21 protein-coding genes and 1 riboswitch are annotated in these 15,192 nt (G+C 47.9%); of the genes, 18 read left to right on the top strand and 3 right to left on the bottom strand.

Features of this window, described 5'->3' with window-relative positions; all coding sequences use genetic code 11:
* Positions 1–5: 5 nt before the first annotated feature.
* The 6 genes from pstB (at position 6) to BO53_RS0102245 (ending at position 4,769) form a co-directional block, all read left to right on the top strand.
* Complete coding sequence (pstB, locus tag BO53_RS0102270; protein ID WP_031545024.1) at positions 6–857, top strand: phosphate ABC transporter ATP-binding protein PstB; 852 nt, start codon at positions 6–8, stop codon at positions 855–857.
* Positions 857–1,513, top strand: coding sequence for a phosphate signaling complex protein PhoU (phoU, locus tag BO53_RS0102265; RefSeq protein ID WP_031545022.1), 657 nt, complete (start codon positions 857–859; stop codon positions 1,511–1,513). The genes pstB and phoU overlap by 1 nt, the downstream gene beginning before the upstream one ends.
* 135 nt (positions 1,514–1,648) lie before the next feature.
* Complete coding sequence (locus tag BO53_RS0102260; protein WP_031545020.1) at positions 1,649–2,221, top strand: 5-formyltetrahydrofolate cyclo-ligase; 573 nt, start codon at positions 1,649–1,651, stop codon at positions 2,219–2,221.
* Positions 2,214–3,626: a rhomboid family intramembrane serine protease gene (locus BO53_RS0102255; protein WP_031545018.1), complete on the top strand. Its 1,413-nt coding sequence runs from the start codon at positions 2,214–2,216 to the stop codon at positions 3,624–3,626. The genes BO53_RS0102260 and BO53_RS0102255 overlap by 8 nt, the downstream gene beginning before the upstream one ends.
* Positions 3,619–3,807: a YqgQ family protein gene (locus tag BO53_RS0102250; protein ID WP_031545016.1), complete on the top strand. Its 189-nt coding sequence runs from the start codon at positions 3,619–3,621 to the stop codon at positions 3,805–3,807. Before BO53_RS0102255 ends, BO53_RS0102250 begins: the two co-directional genes overlap by 8 nt.
* Before the next feature lie 2 nt (positions 3,808–3,809).
* A complete protein-coding gene (locus BO53_RS0102245) occupies positions 3,810–4,769 on the top strand; it encodes an ROK family glucokinase (RefSeq protein ID WP_031545014.1) in 960 nt (319 codons plus the stop codon).
* A 30-nt stretch (positions 4,770–4,799) separates the two neighbouring features.
* On the opposite strand, the gene BO53_RS0102240 is transcribed toward BO53_RS0102245, so the two are convergent.
* Positions 4,800–5,528: an SDR family NAD(P)-dependent oxidoreductase gene (locus BO53_RS0102240; protein ID WP_031545011.1), complete on the bottom strand. Its 729-nt coding sequence runs from the start codon at positions 5,526–5,528 to the stop codon at positions 4,800–4,802.
* 166 nt (positions 5,529–5,694) lie between these two features.
* Between BO53_RS0102240 and BO53_RS0102235 the strand changes: the two genes are divergently transcribed.
* Complete coding sequence (locus tag BO53_RS0102235) at positions 5,695–6,900, top strand: argininosuccinate synthase (protein ID WP_031545009.1); 1,206 nt, start codon at positions 5,695–5,697, stop codon at positions 6,898–6,900.
* Positions 6,893–8,272: an argininosuccinate lyase gene (argH, locus tag BO53_RS0102230; RefSeq protein WP_031545008.1), complete on the top strand. Its 1,380-nt coding sequence runs from the start codon at positions 6,893–6,895 to the stop codon at positions 8,270–8,272. Before BO53_RS0102235 ends, argH begins: the two co-directional genes overlap by 8 nt.
* A 50-nt stretch (positions 8,273–8,322) precedes the next feature.
* Here argH and BO53_RS0102225 read toward each other — a convergent pair whose 3' ends face one another.
* The gene (locus tag BO53_RS0102225) at positions 8,323–8,562 is read right to left on the bottom strand and encodes a DUF2759 domain-containing protein (protein WP_031545006.1); all 240 of its coding nucleotides are present in this window, start codon (positions 8,560–8,562) and stop codon (positions 8,323–8,325) included.
* A 90-nt stretch (positions 8,563–8,652) separates the two neighbouring features.
* Between BO53_RS0102225 and BO53_RS0102220 the strand changes: the two genes are divergently transcribed.
* Positions 8,653–9,276, top strand: a complete 624-nt coding sequence (locus BO53_RS0102220) for an MBL fold metallo-hydrolase (RefSeq protein ID WP_031545003.1) — start codon at positions 8,653–8,655, stop codon at positions 9,274–9,276.
* Positions 9,277–9,328: 52 nt separating this feature from the next.
* Here the strand turns inward: BO53_RS0102220 and BO53_RS0102215 are convergent, their stop codons facing one another.
* Entirely contained in the window at positions 9,329–9,577 is a 249-nt protein-coding gene (locus tag BO53_RS0102215) for a DUF2626 family protein (protein WP_031545000.1), read from the bottom strand.
* A gap of 215 nt (positions 9,578–9,792) precedes the next feature.
* Between BO53_RS0102215 and BO53_RS0102210 the strand changes: the two genes are divergently transcribed.
* The 9 genes from BO53_RS0102210 to gcvT all read left to right on the top strand — a co-directional run bounded on the left by BO53_RS0102210 (position 9,793) and on the right by gcvT (position 15,184).
* Complete coding sequence (locus BO53_RS0102210) at positions 9,793–10,785, top strand: ATPase, T2SS/T4P/T4SS family (RefSeq protein WP_031544998.1); 993 nt, start codon at positions 9,793–9,795, stop codon at positions 10,783–10,785.
* Positions 10,748–11,803 (top strand): competence type IV pilus assembly protein ComGB, encoded by a 1,056-nt coding sequence (gene comGB, locus BO53_RS0102205; RefSeq protein ID WP_245608172.1) that lies wholly within the window; start codon positions 10,748–10,750, stop codon positions 11,801–11,803. Before BO53_RS0102210 ends, comGB begins: the two co-directional genes overlap by 38 nt.
* A 10-nt stretch (positions 11,804–11,813) precedes the next feature.
* Positions 11,814–12,143, top strand: a complete 330-nt coding sequence (gene comGC, locus BO53_RS0102200) for a competence type IV pilus major pilin ComGC (protein WP_031544995.1) — start codon at positions 11,814–11,816, stop codon at positions 12,141–12,143.
* Positions 12,118–12,552 carry a prepilin-type N-terminal cleavage/methylation domain-containing protein gene (locus BO53_RS0102195; RefSeq protein WP_245608171.1) on the top strand — a complete coding sequence of 145 codons (435 nt, stop codon included), beginning with the start codon at positions 12,118–12,120 and terminating at the stop codon, positions 12,550–12,552. Before comGC ends, BO53_RS0102195 begins: the two co-directional genes overlap by 26 nt.
* A complete protein-coding gene (locus BO53_RS13820) occupies positions 12,542–12,811 on the top strand; it encodes a hypothetical protein (RefSeq protein ID WP_031544991.1) in 270 nt (89 codons plus the stop codon). Before BO53_RS0102195 ends, BO53_RS13820 begins: the two co-directional genes overlap by 11 nt.
* Positions 12,804–13,214, top strand: coding sequence for a competence type IV pilus minor pilin ComGF (locus tag BO53_RS0102185; protein WP_051682970.1), 411 nt, complete (start codon positions 12,804–12,806; stop codon positions 13,212–13,214). The genes BO53_RS13820 and BO53_RS0102185 overlap by 8 nt, the downstream gene beginning before the upstream one ends.
* Complete coding sequence (locus BO53_RS13990; RefSeq protein ID WP_169738719.1) at positions 13,189–13,362, top strand: hypothetical protein; 174 nt, start codon at positions 13,189–13,191, stop codon at positions 13,360–13,362. Before BO53_RS0102185 ends, BO53_RS13990 begins: the two co-directional genes overlap by 26 nt.
* A gap of 10 nt (positions 13,363–13,372) precedes the next feature.
* Entirely contained in the window at positions 13,373–13,858 is a 486-nt protein-coding gene (locus BO53_RS0102175) for a shikimate kinase (RefSeq protein ID WP_031544987.1), read from the top strand.
* A gap of 87 nt (positions 13,859–13,945) precedes the next feature.
* Positions 13,946–14,034: riboswitch (glycine riboswitch) on the top strand.
* A gap of 64 nt (positions 14,035–14,098) precedes the next feature.
* Positions 14,099–15,184, top strand: coding sequence for a glycine cleavage system aminomethyltransferase GcvT (gene gcvT / locus BO53_RS0102170; RefSeq protein ID WP_031544985.1), 1,086 nt, complete (start codon positions 14,099–14,101; stop codon positions 15,182–15,184).
* Positions 15,185–15,192: the final 8 nt, after the last annotated feature.

Here is a 15,192-nt window from a genome sequence, read left to right as displayed (position 1 = left end):
TTAATATGACTTTGACAAAAGTAAAAGAGGAAAAAAATATGAAAACAACCCATGATGAGACAGTCCAGGAGCGGAATTTTGAAGGTCGGATAGCCGAACAGGCCCAGCCGGTCTTCCAGGCCAAGGATTTCAACCTGTGGTATGGAGACAACCATGCCCTTCAGAACATCGACCTCGACTTCAACAGGAATGAAATATCCGCAATCATCGGCCCCTCGGGATGTGGCAAATCTACTTTCATAAAAGCGCTGAACCGGATGGTGGAGCTTGTACCAATCGTCCGTACGGAAGGGGATATCCTCTATAGGAATCAGAGCATCTTCGACAAGTCGCTGACTGTGGAGGAACTGCGCACGAAGGTCGGCATGGTCTTCCAGAAGCCGAACCCCTTCCCGAAATCCATCTATGACAATGTGGCCTATGGTGCACGTGTCCACGGCATCCGGAACAAGAAGGTGCTGGATCAGGTAGTTGAGAAGAGCCTGAAGGGCGCTGCCATATGGGATGAAGTGAAAGACAGGTTGAATGACAACGCCTACGGGCTTTCCGGTGGACAACAGCAGAGGATCTGCATCGCCCGCGCCCTGGCAATAGAGCCGGATGTCATCCTGATGGACGAACCGACAAGTGCCCTCGATCCGATTTCCACCACAAAGATTGAGGACCTGATGCAGGAGCTTAAGAAGGATTACAGCATCATCATCGTCACACACAACATGCAGCAGGCAGCAAGGATTTCTGACAGGACGGCATTCTTCTATCAAGGGCATGTAATAGAATATGACCGGACAAACGTCATCTTTGAAAAGCCGAAGGATCAGCGTACCGAAGATTATGTTTCCGGCAGGTTTGGGTGATGATGGCATACCGCGGAAAATTCTCCGATGAAATGAAGCGTCTGTATGACAACGTCAATTCACTCGGGTATGAGTGCTATGACCGACTGAGGGGGAGCACCGCCATCCTTTCAAGCTCAGATACTTCGGAAGCCAGGAAGCTGGTGTCTGATGACCTCAGAATCAATAATCTGGAAGAGGAGATCAATACCCAGGCCATCAATCTGATAACCACCCAGCAGCCTGTAGCCACAGATCTCAGACTCATCATTTCCAGCATCAAGGTGGCCGATGACCTCGAGCGGATCAGCGATAACATCAGCAATCTCGGAGAGGTGAGGAAGCGTGTACGCATCACCAATGAAAAACTGCTCCTGCGCCTGTCCACAATGGAGCATCTCGCACTGCTGATGCTCGAGGATGTAAAGACCGCCTATGACACCCGTAATGTCGATCTGTGTACAGAAATCATCACGCGGGATGAGGATATAGATGCCCTGTTCGTCCAAATCACCACATCAGACATCTTCGACGAGACGGATGTATTCCTGACAGGTCAGAGCCAGCTGTGTGCGAAATATCTGGAGCGCATCGGAGATCACATAAAAAATATTGCAGAGCATGTCTTCTATGTACTCACCGGGGACAAGCATGAAAGCAGAAAGCAGATGAACTAGACTCTGGGAATATCCCAGAGTCTTTTTTCCTTCATACATATCCCATAATTTTGGGCTATGCCTTTTTCTTTGCACCGAGTAGGATTATAATGGATATGATATGTCAACTACTACATACGAAATGGGGCATTGCAGATGAACAAGAAGTCGTTGCGAAAAGAAATGATTTCCACGCTCTCCTCGCTGGAGACATCATACAAGAAGAAAAATGAAGAAGTTCTCAAATCCAAACTGCTCGATTATATTGAGGCGCATGATATCGAGTCGATAGGCATCGTTTTGGCCATGCCGCATGAGATGGACACCGATGGAATCATCAGCCATCTCGTCCGTCAGGGCAAACTGATCTATACACCGGTATGCGATTACAGCAACAAACAGATGAATTTCTGCAGGTTCACTTCATTCGACAAGGTGACGAAAGATGAAAAGGGCCTGCGTGTTCCTGAAGATACGGAGGCCATCAACAACAGCCCGGACCTCATTGTTGTACCGGGATTGATCTACTCCGAGGAAGGCTATCGCATCGGATACGGCGGTGGTTTCTATGACAGGTTCCTGAGCCACTATGACGGCCTGAAGGCATCACTGCTGTTCGAGGAACAGATTGGCGAAGTCGTGGTGGAGCACCATGACATACCCGTTGATGTCCTGATTACACCGGATCGGGTCATCGATGCAGAAGCGAAGAGGGAGAAGAATGCATAATATATGGCACATTGCCTATGAAGTCTCCCGCTATACAAACTATTCATTCTTCAGATACGACAATGAACGCAATGCCATATGGCTGAAAGATGCAAAGAGACAGGCATTGATGTGCTTGTCGGGACACCATATTCCGGAAGGGGAGCTGGATGCCGAAAGGTACTATCTGGAGAATATGAATCATCTATTCTCACAGAATATGGCCATTTCTCTGATTGAAAACTTCCATATATCAGAACAGCCGCATGTAAAAAAACATAGGGAAAATGGAACTAGGATCATACAGAAAGGGGTAGTCGATGCAAGGTCCATTGTGAACAACCCCTTCTTCAAAATGGACCTTCAGTACAAAAAGCCAAAAGATGCCGCCTACTATCAAAGGCGGCTGATGAGCCGCCATCCGTTCGAGAAGTTCATGATCAAATTTACACCGATGACCTATCTGCTTGTATGCATCAACCTGATTGTGTTCCTCTTCAACCTCGCGGCCATCCACCTATGGGACTCATACAACCTGACCTACACACTGGCACTGAGCCATTACAATGTGATTGCCGGGGACTTCTACCGTCTGCTGAGCAGCAGTTTCCTGCATATCACGGTCGACCACTTCCTGTTCAATATATTCGCGCTCTATATACTGGGGAAATTTGTTGAAAGCATCTTCGGCGGCTGGCGGCTTCTGATCGCATATATCATCACAGGCATCACTTCCAGCCTGTTTTCATTGATGTTCATAGCCGAGGGGATTTCCCTGGGCGCAAGTGGCGCGGTCTATGGCCTGCTTGCGGTCATTGTGGTCCATCTGCTCATAAATGGCCGTCTTGGTGCAAAGCTCCTATTGCAGATTGCAGCCGTCTTCATTGTAGTGTCCCTGTTTTCCCAGCTTATATCCAACGTGAATCATTATGCACACCTCGGTGGTCTGCTGTTCGGTGCACTGATCGGTGTGCTGTACCACCCGAAGAAATTCAGGGCCAAGTGGCATATCATTGCGCTCGCGCTACTGGTCGGCCTGTCCATACTTTCATATATTGTCATGCAGCAGAAGGAATCCGCCCATCCGTTCAATGCCAAGGCTATGGAGCATATTGAGTCCGGTGAATACGGCACGGCACTCGATATACTGAATGCCTCCATACGGACGAATAATGATACGGCGGGCACGTATCATGTTCTGGGGCTGATTGCCGAATACCATGGTGATATGGAGCAGGCACAGCATTTCCATGAATTAAGCTGGGAAATGGACCCTGGTGATGAGCAGGTGGTCACACATAGGCTGATGCAGCTGAGAAAAGAGAGGAATTATGAAGAAATGGAACGTATTCTGAGCAATTTCAATCCAGATAGCATTAAAAATCCGCAGTTGAAAAGTATAGCCGAGGAATTTGACAATGGCTAGGGATCTGACATACATCAACAGGCTGCTGCTCCGCTACGGCATATATGTGTATGACAAGGACAGGGGGAACATGCTCAAACTAATGGAGATGGAAATCAGGGAGCTGTATCAGTATGGTCTGATCTCCAAAGAGGAATATACAGAGGCGATTCTGATTTTTAGACAACGGAAAGAGGGATGAACATGGAAAGGATATTAGCATCAGACATCGGAGGCACAACGTGCAAAATGGGCGTCTTCACTCCAGAACTGGAACTTCTGCACAAGTGGGAAATTCCTACAGACATATCGGATGGAGGGGAACGGATACTTGAAAATATCCATCAGTCCTTCCTATCGGAAGGGGACAGGCTCGGCTACAGCAGGGAGGATATCATCGGAACAGGGCTCGGTGTGCCCGGACCGGTGGACTTCAATAATGGAATATTGAACGGTGCCATCAACCTCAACTGGACGCATAGGAAGCCGATCGCCGCTGAATTCGAAGCCTTGAGCGGCATAAGGGCCATCGTCGACAATGATGCCAATGTGGCAGCGCTCGGCGAACAGTTCAAAGGGGCCGGGATGGGGCATAAGGACGTCGTCATGGTGACGCTTGGTACAGGAGTGGGCGGAGGCGTCGTCTCGAACAGCCTGCTCATCCATGGACATGGAGGGGCCGCCGGTGAAATCGGCCATCTTCTTGTCGACTATGATCAGCGGTTCCAGTGCAACTGCGGGAAAAAGGGATGCCTTGAAACAGTCGCTTCGGCGACTGGAATGAAGAATCTTGCACTGCACTATTATAGTGGCAGCAAGGATACGCGGCTGTCCCGTGAGATTGAGAATGATACCGTTTCAGCCAAGATGATTGTGGAGGCGGCCCAGGAGGGTGATGCACTCGGTCTCCAGGTGGTCGATGAAGTTGCGCGCTATATCGCAATCGCCCTCAGCCACATCTCTGCTGTGACGAATCCGAAGTACTTCATCATCGGCGGGGGCGTAAGTCGTGCCGGCCGGATATTGACGGACCGGATAGAACAGTACTACAGGCCGATCACTTTCCCGCCAGCATACGAAAATACCGAAATTGTCATGGCGGAGCTCGGGAACGATGCCGGCATATACGGCGCTGCGCGTCTCGTGAGACAGTATCTGACATAGAAGAAGGGAGCACATATGTGCTCCCTTCTTCTATAGGAAATCGCTGATGCTGTAGCTCTCGGAAAAGCCGAAGTTGTCTGAAGTGATGATGCGCTGTGCAACATAAGCGACCACTTTTGGCGGGTAGAGACGGTTCGATTCCTTGTACTTCCTGAACTTTTCCAGATCGGGGAAGTCATCCGGGTCGGCGGAACGGATTTCTCCCTGCATATCCGTATCTATGACGCCCGGCCGGTAGGTGGCTGTGAAAATCGGATAGTCGAGTCGGTCCATCTCCTGCCGCAATACATCGCTCACCATATTGACTGCGGCTTTTGAGCTGCAGTATGCAGACCATCCCTCCATCGGATTGAGTGCCGCTCCGCTGGAAACCGTAAGTATGCGCTTTGCTGCCTGCAGGTCACTGAATGCATTTACATATCCCTTCATGAGGAGGGCCGGTGCAAGGACATTTATCTTGTAGTTGTCCAAGTATCCCTGGGCATCCATATTGGCGATCGACTTGACGGGTTTTACAGCCCCCGCATTGTTGATCAGATAGATTTCGTCCCCTTTTTCAGGCTGTATGGAATTGAAGATTTCAGGAATTTTTTCTTCCAGTGCCTTCTCATCCAGGAAATCTACATGGAACTCCCTGTACAGTTCAATGTCCGTTTCGACTTTCGAACGGGAAATGCTGATGATGCGGTCTTCCTTGAATATATCGAGCAGTGCGTGTCCAAGTCCGCGGCTTGTGCCTGTGATGAATACATATCTCATTGATCATCTCTCCTTCTGTGTTAAATCAAGTATAAATAAAGGGAAAAACTTTGTAAAATATAAAACATGCATAAAAATGAATAAATATGCTTGATTTAGAATCTTTATAATGCTATCATTCTAATCATTACATTGATAAACACAAAAAATTATAGAGGTGACCGAAATGAAGGAAAAAGTGGTATTGGCATATTCAGGTGGTTTGGATACAAGTGTAACCATCCAATGGTTCATTGATAAAGGATACGATGTCGTGGCAGTATGCCTGGATGTTGGAGAAGGGAAAGACCTCGATGTCGTCTATCAGAAAGCTTTGGATATGGGCGCAGTCGAATCCCATGTCATCGATACGACGAAGGAATTCGCCGATGAGTTTGTTGCGTATGCAATATATGGAAACTCAATGTATGAAGGGAAGTACCCATTGGTTTCTGCACTGAGCCGTCCACTCATCTCGAAGAAGCTTGTCGAGATAGCGCATGAATCGAATGCAGACTACGTTGCACACGGATGTACAGGAAAAGGGAATGACCAGGTACGCTTCGAAGTGGCGATACAGGGACTGGATCCGACACTCAAGGTGCTTGCACCGGTACGTGAATGGACATGGAGCAGGGAAGAAGAGATCGATTATGCAAAAGAGAAGAATATTCCGATTCCGATCAACCTTGATTCCCCTTATTCCATTGACCAGAACCTCTGGGGCAGAAGCAACGAATGCGGCGTACTGGAAGACCCTTGGAACAAGCCGCCTGAAGATGCCTACGACCTCACAAGCAACATCGCTGACGCACCGGACGAAGCGGAAGAGCTCGTACTCACTTTTAAAGAAGGTCTTCCGACTGCAATCAACGGCGTATCATATGACTTGGACGACCTCATCATCAAGCTCAACGAAATCGCAGGCGCACATGGCGTTGGAAGGATCGACCATGTCGAAAACAGGCTCGTCGGCATCAAATCCCGTGAAGTCTATGAAACACCTGGTGCCAAGGTCATCCTGACAGCGAAGCATGATCTGGAAACAATCACCCTCACAAAGGATATCGCACACTTCAAACCGGTCATCGAACAGAAGTTTGCTGAACAGGTATACAACGGCCTGTGGTTCTCCCCGCTGTCCGATTCGTTGAGGAACATGCTCAAGGATATGCAGCAACCTGTCAATGGGGAAGTCCGCGTCGAATTGTACAAAGGAAACGTCACTGTTACCGGCAGACGTTCAGACAACAGCCTCTATAATGAAAAACTGGCGACCTACACCAATGAAGATGCCTTCAACCAGGATGCTTCCGTCGGATTCATTGAAATCTTCGGTCTTCCGACAAAAGTGAAATCCATGCTTGAAAGCGGTGTGAAGCTATATGACTAAGAAAGCCTGGGGCGGCAGATTTCAAGGTGAGGCCCTGGAATGGGTGGATGCATTCAATGCATCCATCCATTTTGATAAGGTGCTGATTGAGAAGGACATCACCGGCAGCATTGCACATGCGACGATGCTCGCGGCAAAGGGTATCATCACAGATGAGGAAAAGGATCAGATCATAGAAGGTCTGAAATCGGTGCTGGATGATTATGATGCAGGACGTCTTGAATTTTCCGTCCAGCATGAAGACATCCATATGAACGTCGAACATGCCCTGATCTCGAAAATAGGCGAAGTGGGCGGCAAACTGCATACTGCGCGCAGCAGAAATGATCAGATTGCCACAGACATGCACCTCTACATCAAAGAGAAGGCATATGAAATCATCGAGAGCATCGAGACGCTCCAGTATACGATACTCAACCTTGCCAAGGAGAACATCCATGTGGTCATGCCGGGCTATACACACCTGCAGCGTGCGCAACCTGTACTGTTCTCCCATCACATCATGGCCTACTTCTGGATGCTCAAAAGGGACAAGGACCGTTTCAACGATTCGTTGGCACGCATTGATCTGTCACCACTTGGTGCCGGCGCAATCAGCGGAACGACGTTCGATATAGACCGCGAACAGACCCAGGAGCTTCTCGGCTTCTCGGACCTCTACCAGAACAGCATGGATGCTGTAAGTGACCGGGACTATATCATCGAAACACTGTCCAATATCAGCCTCGTCATGGTACATCTTTCCAGGTTGTCGGAGGAGATCATCTTCTGGATGAGCGAAGAGGCGAATTTCGTGCAGTTGTCCGACCAGTTTACGACGGGCAGCTCCATGATGCCACAGAAGAAGAATCCGGACATGGCTGAACTGATCCGCGGCAAGAGTGCGCGTACGACAGGGGCGCTTACAAGCATGCTGATGCTCGTCAAAGGACTGCCGCTCACCTACAACAAAGACCTCCAGGAGGACAAGGAGGGGGTTTTTGATGCAGTGACGACGGTTACCGGATCCCTCCGCATCATGACGGGTATGCTGGAGACCATGACAATAAATGAAGATGTGCTCGACCAGACTGTTGAAAAGGACTTCTCCAATGCAACGGAACTCGCAGACTATTTGGTACAGAAGGGTGTGCCGTTCAGAAAAGCGCATGAAGTGGTCGGTGAACTGGTGCTGAAGTGCATCAATGACAGCAAATACTTGAAGGATCTTTCCCTCACAGAGTTCCAGGCGCATCACTCTTCCATCGAATCGGATATCTATACCGTCCTGACACCCAAAGTGGTCGTCGACAGAAGGAAGAGCCTTGGTGGAACAGGCACCGAAGCGGTTGAAAAGCAGCTTTTGGCAGCCGAAGCGACATTGACCATATAAAAAAGGCAAACCCTCGAAGGGTTTGCCTTTTTTAGTACATGCGGCCGGATCTAGTGGCTCAGATCCGGATAACCGTATGTAAAGATAGTTGCAATTGCAAAGAATCCAAATGTAGCGACTGTTGCAAAACTGAAAAGAACTGCCAACAGGTTTCTGTTCTTGATTGCAGCCACAAGCCCCCATACGCCGACGATGGCAATCATCAGCATAAGAATCGAAAAGGCATTGATTCCGATATGGATGGTAATACCGCCAATTTCAAATAGTTCACCAGTATCGATGAATGGCATTCTGCTCAACCTCCAATGTTCTCTTTATTCTCATATATATTGTATAATTAAAACGTAGCTTTGTCGAGTGGATTTTAAGGAGGGAACATCATGAAGATAAAAGTATTACCATTGGGCCCATTGGAAACGAACTGCTATATTCTTGAAAATGATGATGAGGCATTGATCATCGACCCCTCAGGGGACGCAGAGGCGATCATCGGCGCGATAGAAGCGGACACGACGGTGAAAGGCATATTGCTGACACATGCACATTTCGACCATATCGGTGCGCTTGATGCGGTTGTTTCCCATTTCGGGGCAGAGACCTGGATTGGCGAAGAAGAGCGTGACTGGCTCGCCGATGCTTCAAAAAACGGTTCAGGCAAGTACAGGGATATGGGGCTTGAGGTCATCGAATCTTCCATAGCACCCAAAATTATGGAGGAGGGGGAACAGCAGATTGGCGGGTTCACCTTCAGTGTACTGCACACCCCAGGCCATTCACCGGGCAGCATGAGCTACCTGTTTGAAGATTTCATCGTCTCCGGAGATGTCCTCTTCAATGGAGGCATAGGCCGGACGGATCTTTACCAGGCGGATCACCTGACACTCCTGAACAGCATAAGGGAGAAGCTCTATACACTAGAGGAGGACCTGACGGTGTATCCCGGTCATGGACCGGAGACCACGATAGGTGACGAGAAGATGGGCAATCCTTTCGTCAGGGCATGAAAAAGGCAAGATAAAATAAATAACCAGGCAGATAAACATCTGCCTGGTTATTTTAGTGCTGGTTACCGAAACTCGGCTCGAGCAGGAAGGTTGTGAAGTATGTAAATCCTACAAAGAAAAAGACCAGGTATGCAGCAAATACATACATATACATTCTTTCAGTGAGCTTCATGTAACCGAGTAAAATGAAGAATCCAGTTTGAGCGATGAAGAACAGGGTCATCATCATCATATCACCGACATAGAACAGGATTGCAAACATTGCAGTCCAGAATCCCAGTGTCTTGAATAACTTATCCATAGGAACAGTCCTTTCATCGTTACTTAACATATCATAGTCAATTATAAATAAATAACATATTAAAGTAAATACTTATTGGGATAAATGTAGTGTAATCCATTTCCATTAATCCCTATTATACATCAAAATAAACACCAAAATGCAAAAATCCCTCATTTATTTCAGAAAAAATCAAATCGCTCCTTTTGAATCATATATAGGGTAGGAGGTGAATGATGAAACAGTTGATGGAAGAAATCATGAAAGATGCGCTGCATCTGAATGCAACGGACATCCATCTGACACTCGAAAGCTCAAAGGGACTCGTCAGGCTCAGGAAGGCGGGAGAGATGCAACCTCTCAAGGAGGTGACAATCGACGTATACAGGAAGTTCGTAAACTACCTGAAGTTCATAGCCGAGCTCGACATCAATGAGCATAAAGTGCCACAGAGCGGCAGGACTGCAATAAGTATTGAGGAGGAAACGCTGAACGTCAGGGTAAGTACATTGCCAATCTCCCTGATGAGTGAAGTCATCGTCATCCGGTTGCTCAACGCCATGGAGGACCGTCCTTCGTCCACCCTTTTCAACACGGATGGGGACTACGATTTTTTCCTTCCCTATATGGCCCGTCAGCAGGGTCTTATACTTTTTACCGGTCCCACGGGGTCAGGGAAGTCCACGCTCATGTACCGTCTGATCCAGGAAGTGGTTTCACGCGGCAGACAGCAGGTCATCAGCATTGAGGACCCGATTGAATATCAATTGGATGGGATGGTACAGGTCGAAATCAATGAGAAGGCGAACATCGATTATGCGCCTCTGCTGAAAGGGGTTCTCAGGTGCGATCCGGATATTATCATGTTCGGAGAAATCAGAGATGCCAACATCGCCTCCCAGCTTCTGAAAGCCAGCCTTTCCGGACACCTGGTACTGAGCACTTTCCACAGCAAGTCGGCAGTCAGTACACTGAGCCGTCTAAGGGACTATGGACTCTACGATGAGGAAATCCTCCAGAGCCTATCCCTGATTGTAAACCAACGCATCATCTATACCCGGAAGGGGAGCTTCATCATCTATGAATCGCTCGACAACAGTCAGATTGAAATTTTGATTAAGGGTGGTAAAGCCGAGCACCAGACAATAGTGGACAAGATGGGCGACCTTTACGAGGCAGGGGGGCTCAACGATGATGAATATCTTTCGTATATGGAAAAATTCAAATAGGCTGGGCAGATATGATGCCCATTTTCTGATGAAGGTGGCCGATTTGCTTGAAGTTGGCTTCACCCTTCAGCAGGCCCTTGTCTTCCTCCTTGAACAATATGACGTGCTGAAGGAGCGGGATCGGCACGAGTATTTGGCAATGGCCAGAGGAGGCAGCAGCCTGAGCAGCATATTGCAGGCAATGGGCTACAGGAGCTCCATAGTCATCCAAGTCTCATTCGCTGAAATACATGGGGAAGTGCTGGCAAACCTCAGGGATTCAGCAGCCTACCTGACCAATGTCAGGCAGACTTCTGCAAAGCTGATCAAGTCCCTGCAGTACCCCCTGCTGCTCGTAGCCATTTTCATTACTATACTCATCACACTGAATTTCACTGTAATACCACAATTCAAAAGTCTCTACTCCGCCATGGGTACAACTTCCGAAGGTATCGTAAAAATACTGATCTTGGTTCTGGAAAACCTGCCCCTTGCCATCTTGGCCTTCCTGGTGATCGTTATGGTTGCCGCTGGCATCATACTGTATCTGCTGAATATGAAGAACATCGATCTGAAATCCATGATGCTGGCCCGGATCCCCTTCATCGGCTTTTTCTTCACCGGCTACCAGACGTACCGGTTTTCACGCGAATTCGGATATTTCCTGAACAATGGTTTGGAAGTAAAGGAGATTCTGGACCTCTTCATACATCAGGAAATCAACCCCTATCTCCGCCACATCTCCAAAAGTATTGAAACGAAATTAATGGCCGGTGATTCTCTGTCCCAGGCACTGGCTCATATCGGTCTGTTGGATGCCAAGCTCTCTGTGTTCGTCAATCATGGAGAACAGAACAGCAGCGTCGGAAACGAACTCATCATGTTCAGTGAGTATACTCTGGAAAAGCTGATTATGCGGATTGAGAATGTGACGAGAAAGGTCCAGCCTGTCATTTTCCTTATTCTAGGGATTCTGATCATCTGCCTGTATCTGATCATAGTGCTCCCGATTTTCCAAATGATGTCATCCATAAACTAGGAGGAAACAAATGAGAAAACTAATTGCAAAAAAATTTCAAAAGAACAATGACGCCGGCTTTACACTGATAGAAATGCTGCTTGTCCTGCTCGTCATCTCGGTACTGATCATCCTGATCATACCGAACATAGCAGCGCAGAGTGCCAATGTACAGGACACCGGATGCGAGGCGCAGGTGCGTATGGTGCAAAGCCAGGTTGAAGCTTATACGCTGAATGAGGGAGGACCTCCGGCGTCCATAGACAGTCTGGTTCCTGATTATTTAACTTCGGAACAGATCACTTGTGCAAATGGGGACGCAATTGTGGTGACCAATGGACAAGCGATACGCACTGAATGATGGCTTCACCATGCTGGAGATGATGTTGACACTGTGCATCATCAGCATTCTTCTGCTGCTCAGTGTGGTCAATATGCCACCGAATGATAAAAAAGGCATCGATCAGGAGGTGGAAACCATCGGCTACTTTTTTCAAAGTGCCCAGACAAGCGCCATGAATACCGCCTCCCAGCACTTCGTTGAAATGGACCGGCCGAAACAGCGTCTTCTGGTCCGCAGCAAGAATGGTGAAATCGTCAGAACCCACCCCCTTGGCATCTGCACACTGAAGCCGGGAGGACTGGAAAGGATCATTTTCAAGTTGAATGGGGATACCGATAAGTTCGGTACTGTCTCATTCGATTGTCTGGGCGAGTCCATAAGCTTCATTTTTCAAATACAGAGGGGGAGGTTCAGAGTTGAAAGATAGTGGATTCATGATGGTCGACAGTATACTGACGATGCTCATCTTCAGCATCATCATAACGATACTGCTGCCGGCAGTAATGATGCTCGAACAGATGTTGGAGGAGTCCGAGAGGACGCTTGAATTCAACAGGCGGCTGTACCTTGAAATGCTTGCCCATGAAGATTACGAGTCATTTACGAGGGAGACCGCCGCCTATACCATCCATGGCAGCCATATATGTGATAAAAAAGATGAAGAGCGCTGTGCATATTTTGAGTAAAGCAGCGGGGTTTACTTATATTGAAGCGCTGATCAGCCTGTCCATCGCCGCTTTTGTAATGTCGCTTATGCCATCAATTCTGATGCAGTTTGATATGACGCAGTCGCCTAAGACTGCTTTTGAAATGGATTTCTTTATTTTCGATATTACCGAGACTCATGAAAAAAGTACCGGTGTCCATGTCGATCGGACGAAGGGGGTCATCAGTTTCAAAACAGAAAAAGGGGAGGTCAGCTACCGCAAATACGGCAGCCGTATAGTGAAAAGCGTCGAACAGAGTGGATTTGTAACCGTCATGTTCGAAGTGGAACAGTTCAGTCTGCAGGAGAGCCGCTCTCACATACAGCTGTCGGTGGCTGCAGGGGAGGGGGAGAGTATTGAAAGACTTCATTTCCCGAAATGACGCATTCTTCAGTTTTTCCGTATACTTCATATTGCTATATCTGGTGGCCTTATATTACCATTATCATAATAAGATGTTCATGATACTGGAGATACAGTCGAACTTCATTGAAATATATCAGATGCGTATCCAGGGTCTGATCGATTAGGAGAGATCAAATGATACTTATAGGCTTCATGGGAAGCGGTAAAACGACAATCGCAAGCGGTCTGAGCGAAAAGATGAACATTCAAGCCATCGACCTGGATGAGGAAGTGGTGAAGCTTGCCGGCAAGACCATCCCACAGATCTTTGAGGAAGAGGGGGAGGCCGGATTCAGGCAGAAGGAATTTGAGGCATTGGCACGTACCAGCACAATCAGAGGCATCATCGCGACAGGCGGTGGTGTCGTTACATATGATCGTTCATACAATTTCCTGAAAAATACCGGACAGCCGGTGATCTATCTGCATGCAGATTTTGATACACTATACAGCAGAATCGAAGGAGACGAAAACAGACCTCTCGTAAAAAGGAAGGACCAGGTCAGGAGACTTTATGACGGGCGCCTCGATCTATACCGGCAAGTGGCAGACCATGAAATCAATGCCTCGCTTCCGGTCGAAGAAGTGGTCTCCACTATTCTTGAAATAAAGGAGTGTTAGGGCTTACATTTTGTTTCTAAAACCGCTTGCTATTTCTTCAATGTTGAGGTTATAATGAATTCGGATTAATAATAGAAAATTTTGCGAATGAACAATGCTCGAGAGAACGAGTAATCGTCGCCGAAGGAGCAAGCCTAGCAGGCGAATCTCTCAGGCAAAAGAACAGCATTGGGACGCATTCCTGAAGGAAATCAACAGGGCAGCTGGTTCAGCTGTCCTGTTTTTTATTAAAGGAGGAAAATCATGTCAGAACTTAAGAAAACACCATTGTATGATTATTACCAGGAATCAGGAGTAAAAGTCATCGACTTTTCAGGCTGGGCACTGCCAGTCCAATTCAGCAGCATCAAAGAAGAGCATACTGCTGTACGGGAAGCGATGGGAATGTTCGAGGTCAGCCATATGGGTGAGATACTCGTGGAGGGCAACGAAGCGGAAGCGTTTGTGAACTATGCACTGACCAACAACGTGACGAAGCTCACCGACACGAAAGCACAATACACGATGTTGTGCAACGAGCAGGGGGGCGTCATCGACGATCTCGTCATCTATAGACTCGAAGAAAACAAGTATCTCCTTGTCGTGAATGCCGGCAATACGGATAAAGATTTCGAATGGCTCAAGTCCATCTCGGGATATGATGCGACTGTCACCAACGTTTCCAAGGAATATGGCCAGATTGCAATCCAAGGGCCGAAGGCAAGGGAAACTGTCCAGAAGCATGTAGATGAAGACATCAGTGAAATGAAGATGTTCCATTTCAAAAAGGATGTTCAAATCGATGGATGCTCCGTCATCCTCTCCCAGAGTGGATATACCGGTGAAGATGGATTTGAAATCTATTGCGCTGCCGAAGATACCGAAAAACTTTGGAAGCTGTTCATCGATGAGGGTGCTGCACCATGTGGACTTGGTTCGCGGGATACACTGAGGCTTGAGGCGGGGCTACCGCTCCACGGCCAGGATCTGACTGAGGAAATTTCACCAGTTGAAGCGAACATGGGCTTTGCTGTCAAGACGGACAAGGATGACTTCGTCGGCAAAGAAGTTCTGAAGGAGCAAAAAGAGAATGGTGCACCGAGAAAGCTTGCTGGCTTCGAACTGCTCGAAAGAGGCATCGCAAGAACAGACTATGAAGTGACGGACAGTGAAGGCAACAAGGTCGGCTATGTAACCAGCGGCACGCAATCTCCACTCACAAAACGCTCGATCGGCCTCGCTCTTGTAGACCGTGACTTCCATGAAATAGATAAGACTTTCAATGTCAAGGTCAGAAACAAGGATGTAGAAGCCAAGTTTGTCAAAACACCATTCCATAAAAATTAAGAATATAA

Origin of the sequence: Salinicoccus luteus DSM 17002 (genome assembly GCF_000712035.1) — a bacterium.
Taxonomy (GTDB): domain Bacteria; phylum Bacillota; class Bacilli; order Staphylococcales; family Salinicoccaceae; genus Salinicoccus; species Salinicoccus luteus.
This window is presented reverse-complemented; position numbering and strand designations above follow the sequence as displayed.

What these genes read in the sequence shown, in the direction of transcription:
- pstB (WP_031545024.1), top strand. Translation starts at nt 6, where the DNA reads ATGACTTTGACAAAAGTAAAAGAGGAAAAAAATATGAAAACAACCCAT.
- phoU (WP_031545022.1), top strand. Translation starts at nt 857, where the DNA reads ATGATGGCATACCGCGGAAAATTCTCCGATGAAATGAAGCGTCTGTAT.
- BO53_RS0102260 (WP_031545020.1), top strand. Translation starts at nt 1,649, where the DNA reads ATGAACAAGAAGTCGTTGCGAAAAGAAATGATTTCCACGCTCTCCTCG.
- BO53_RS0102255 (WP_031545018.1), top strand. Translation starts at nt 2,214, where the DNA reads ATGCATAATATATGGCACATTGCCTATGAAGTCTCCCGCTATACAAAC.
- BO53_RS0102250 (WP_031545016.1), top strand. Translation starts at nt 3,619, where the DNA reads ATGGCTAGGGATCTGACATACATCAACAGGCTGCTGCTCCGCTACGGC.
- BO53_RS0102245 (WP_031545014.1), top strand. Translation starts at nt 3,810, where the DNA reads ATGGAAAGGATATTAGCATCAGACATCGGAGGCACAACGTGCAAAATG.
- BO53_RS0102240 (WP_031545011.1), bottom strand. Translation starts at nt 5,528, where the DNA reads ATGAGATATGTATTCATCACAGGCACAAGCCGCGGACTTGGACACGCA.
- BO53_RS0102235 (WP_031545009.1), top strand. Translation starts at nt 5,695, where the DNA reads ATGAAGGAAAAAGTGGTATTGGCATATTCAGGTGGTTTGGATACAAGT.
- argH (WP_031545008.1), top strand. Translation starts at nt 6,893, where the DNA reads ATGACTAAGAAAGCCTGGGGCGGCAGATTTCAAGGTGAGGCCCTGGAA.
- BO53_RS0102225 (WP_031545006.1), bottom strand. Translation starts at nt 8,562, where the DNA reads ATGCCATTCATCGATACTGGTGAACTATTTGAAATTGGCGGTATTACC.
- BO53_RS0102220 (WP_031545003.1), top strand. Translation starts at nt 8,653, where the DNA reads ATGAAGATAAAAGTATTACCATTGGGCCCATTGGAAACGAACTGCTAT.
- BO53_RS0102215 (WP_031545000.1), bottom strand. Translation starts at nt 9,577, where the DNA reads ATGGATAAGTTATTCAAGACACTGGGATTCTGGACTGCAATGTTTGCA.
- BO53_RS0102210 (WP_031544998.1), top strand. Translation starts at nt 9,793, where the DNA reads ATGAAACAGTTGATGGAAGAAATCATGAAAGATGCGCTGCATCTGAAT.
- comGB (WP_245608172.1), top strand. Translation starts at nt 10,748, where the DNA reads ATGATGAATATCTTTCGTATATGGAAAAATTCAAATAGGCTGGGCAGA.
- comGC (WP_031544995.1), top strand. Translation starts at nt 11,814, where the DNA reads ATGAGAAAACTAATTGCAAAAAAATTTCAAAAGAACAATGACGCCGGC.
- BO53_RS0102195 (WP_245608171.1), top strand. Translation starts at nt 12,118, where the DNA reads ATGGACAAGCGATACGCACTGAATGATGGCTTCACCATGCTGGAGATG.
- BO53_RS0102175 (WP_031544987.1), top strand. Translation starts at nt 13,373, where the DNA reads ATGATACTTATAGGCTTCATGGGAAGCGGTAAAACGACAATCGCAAGC.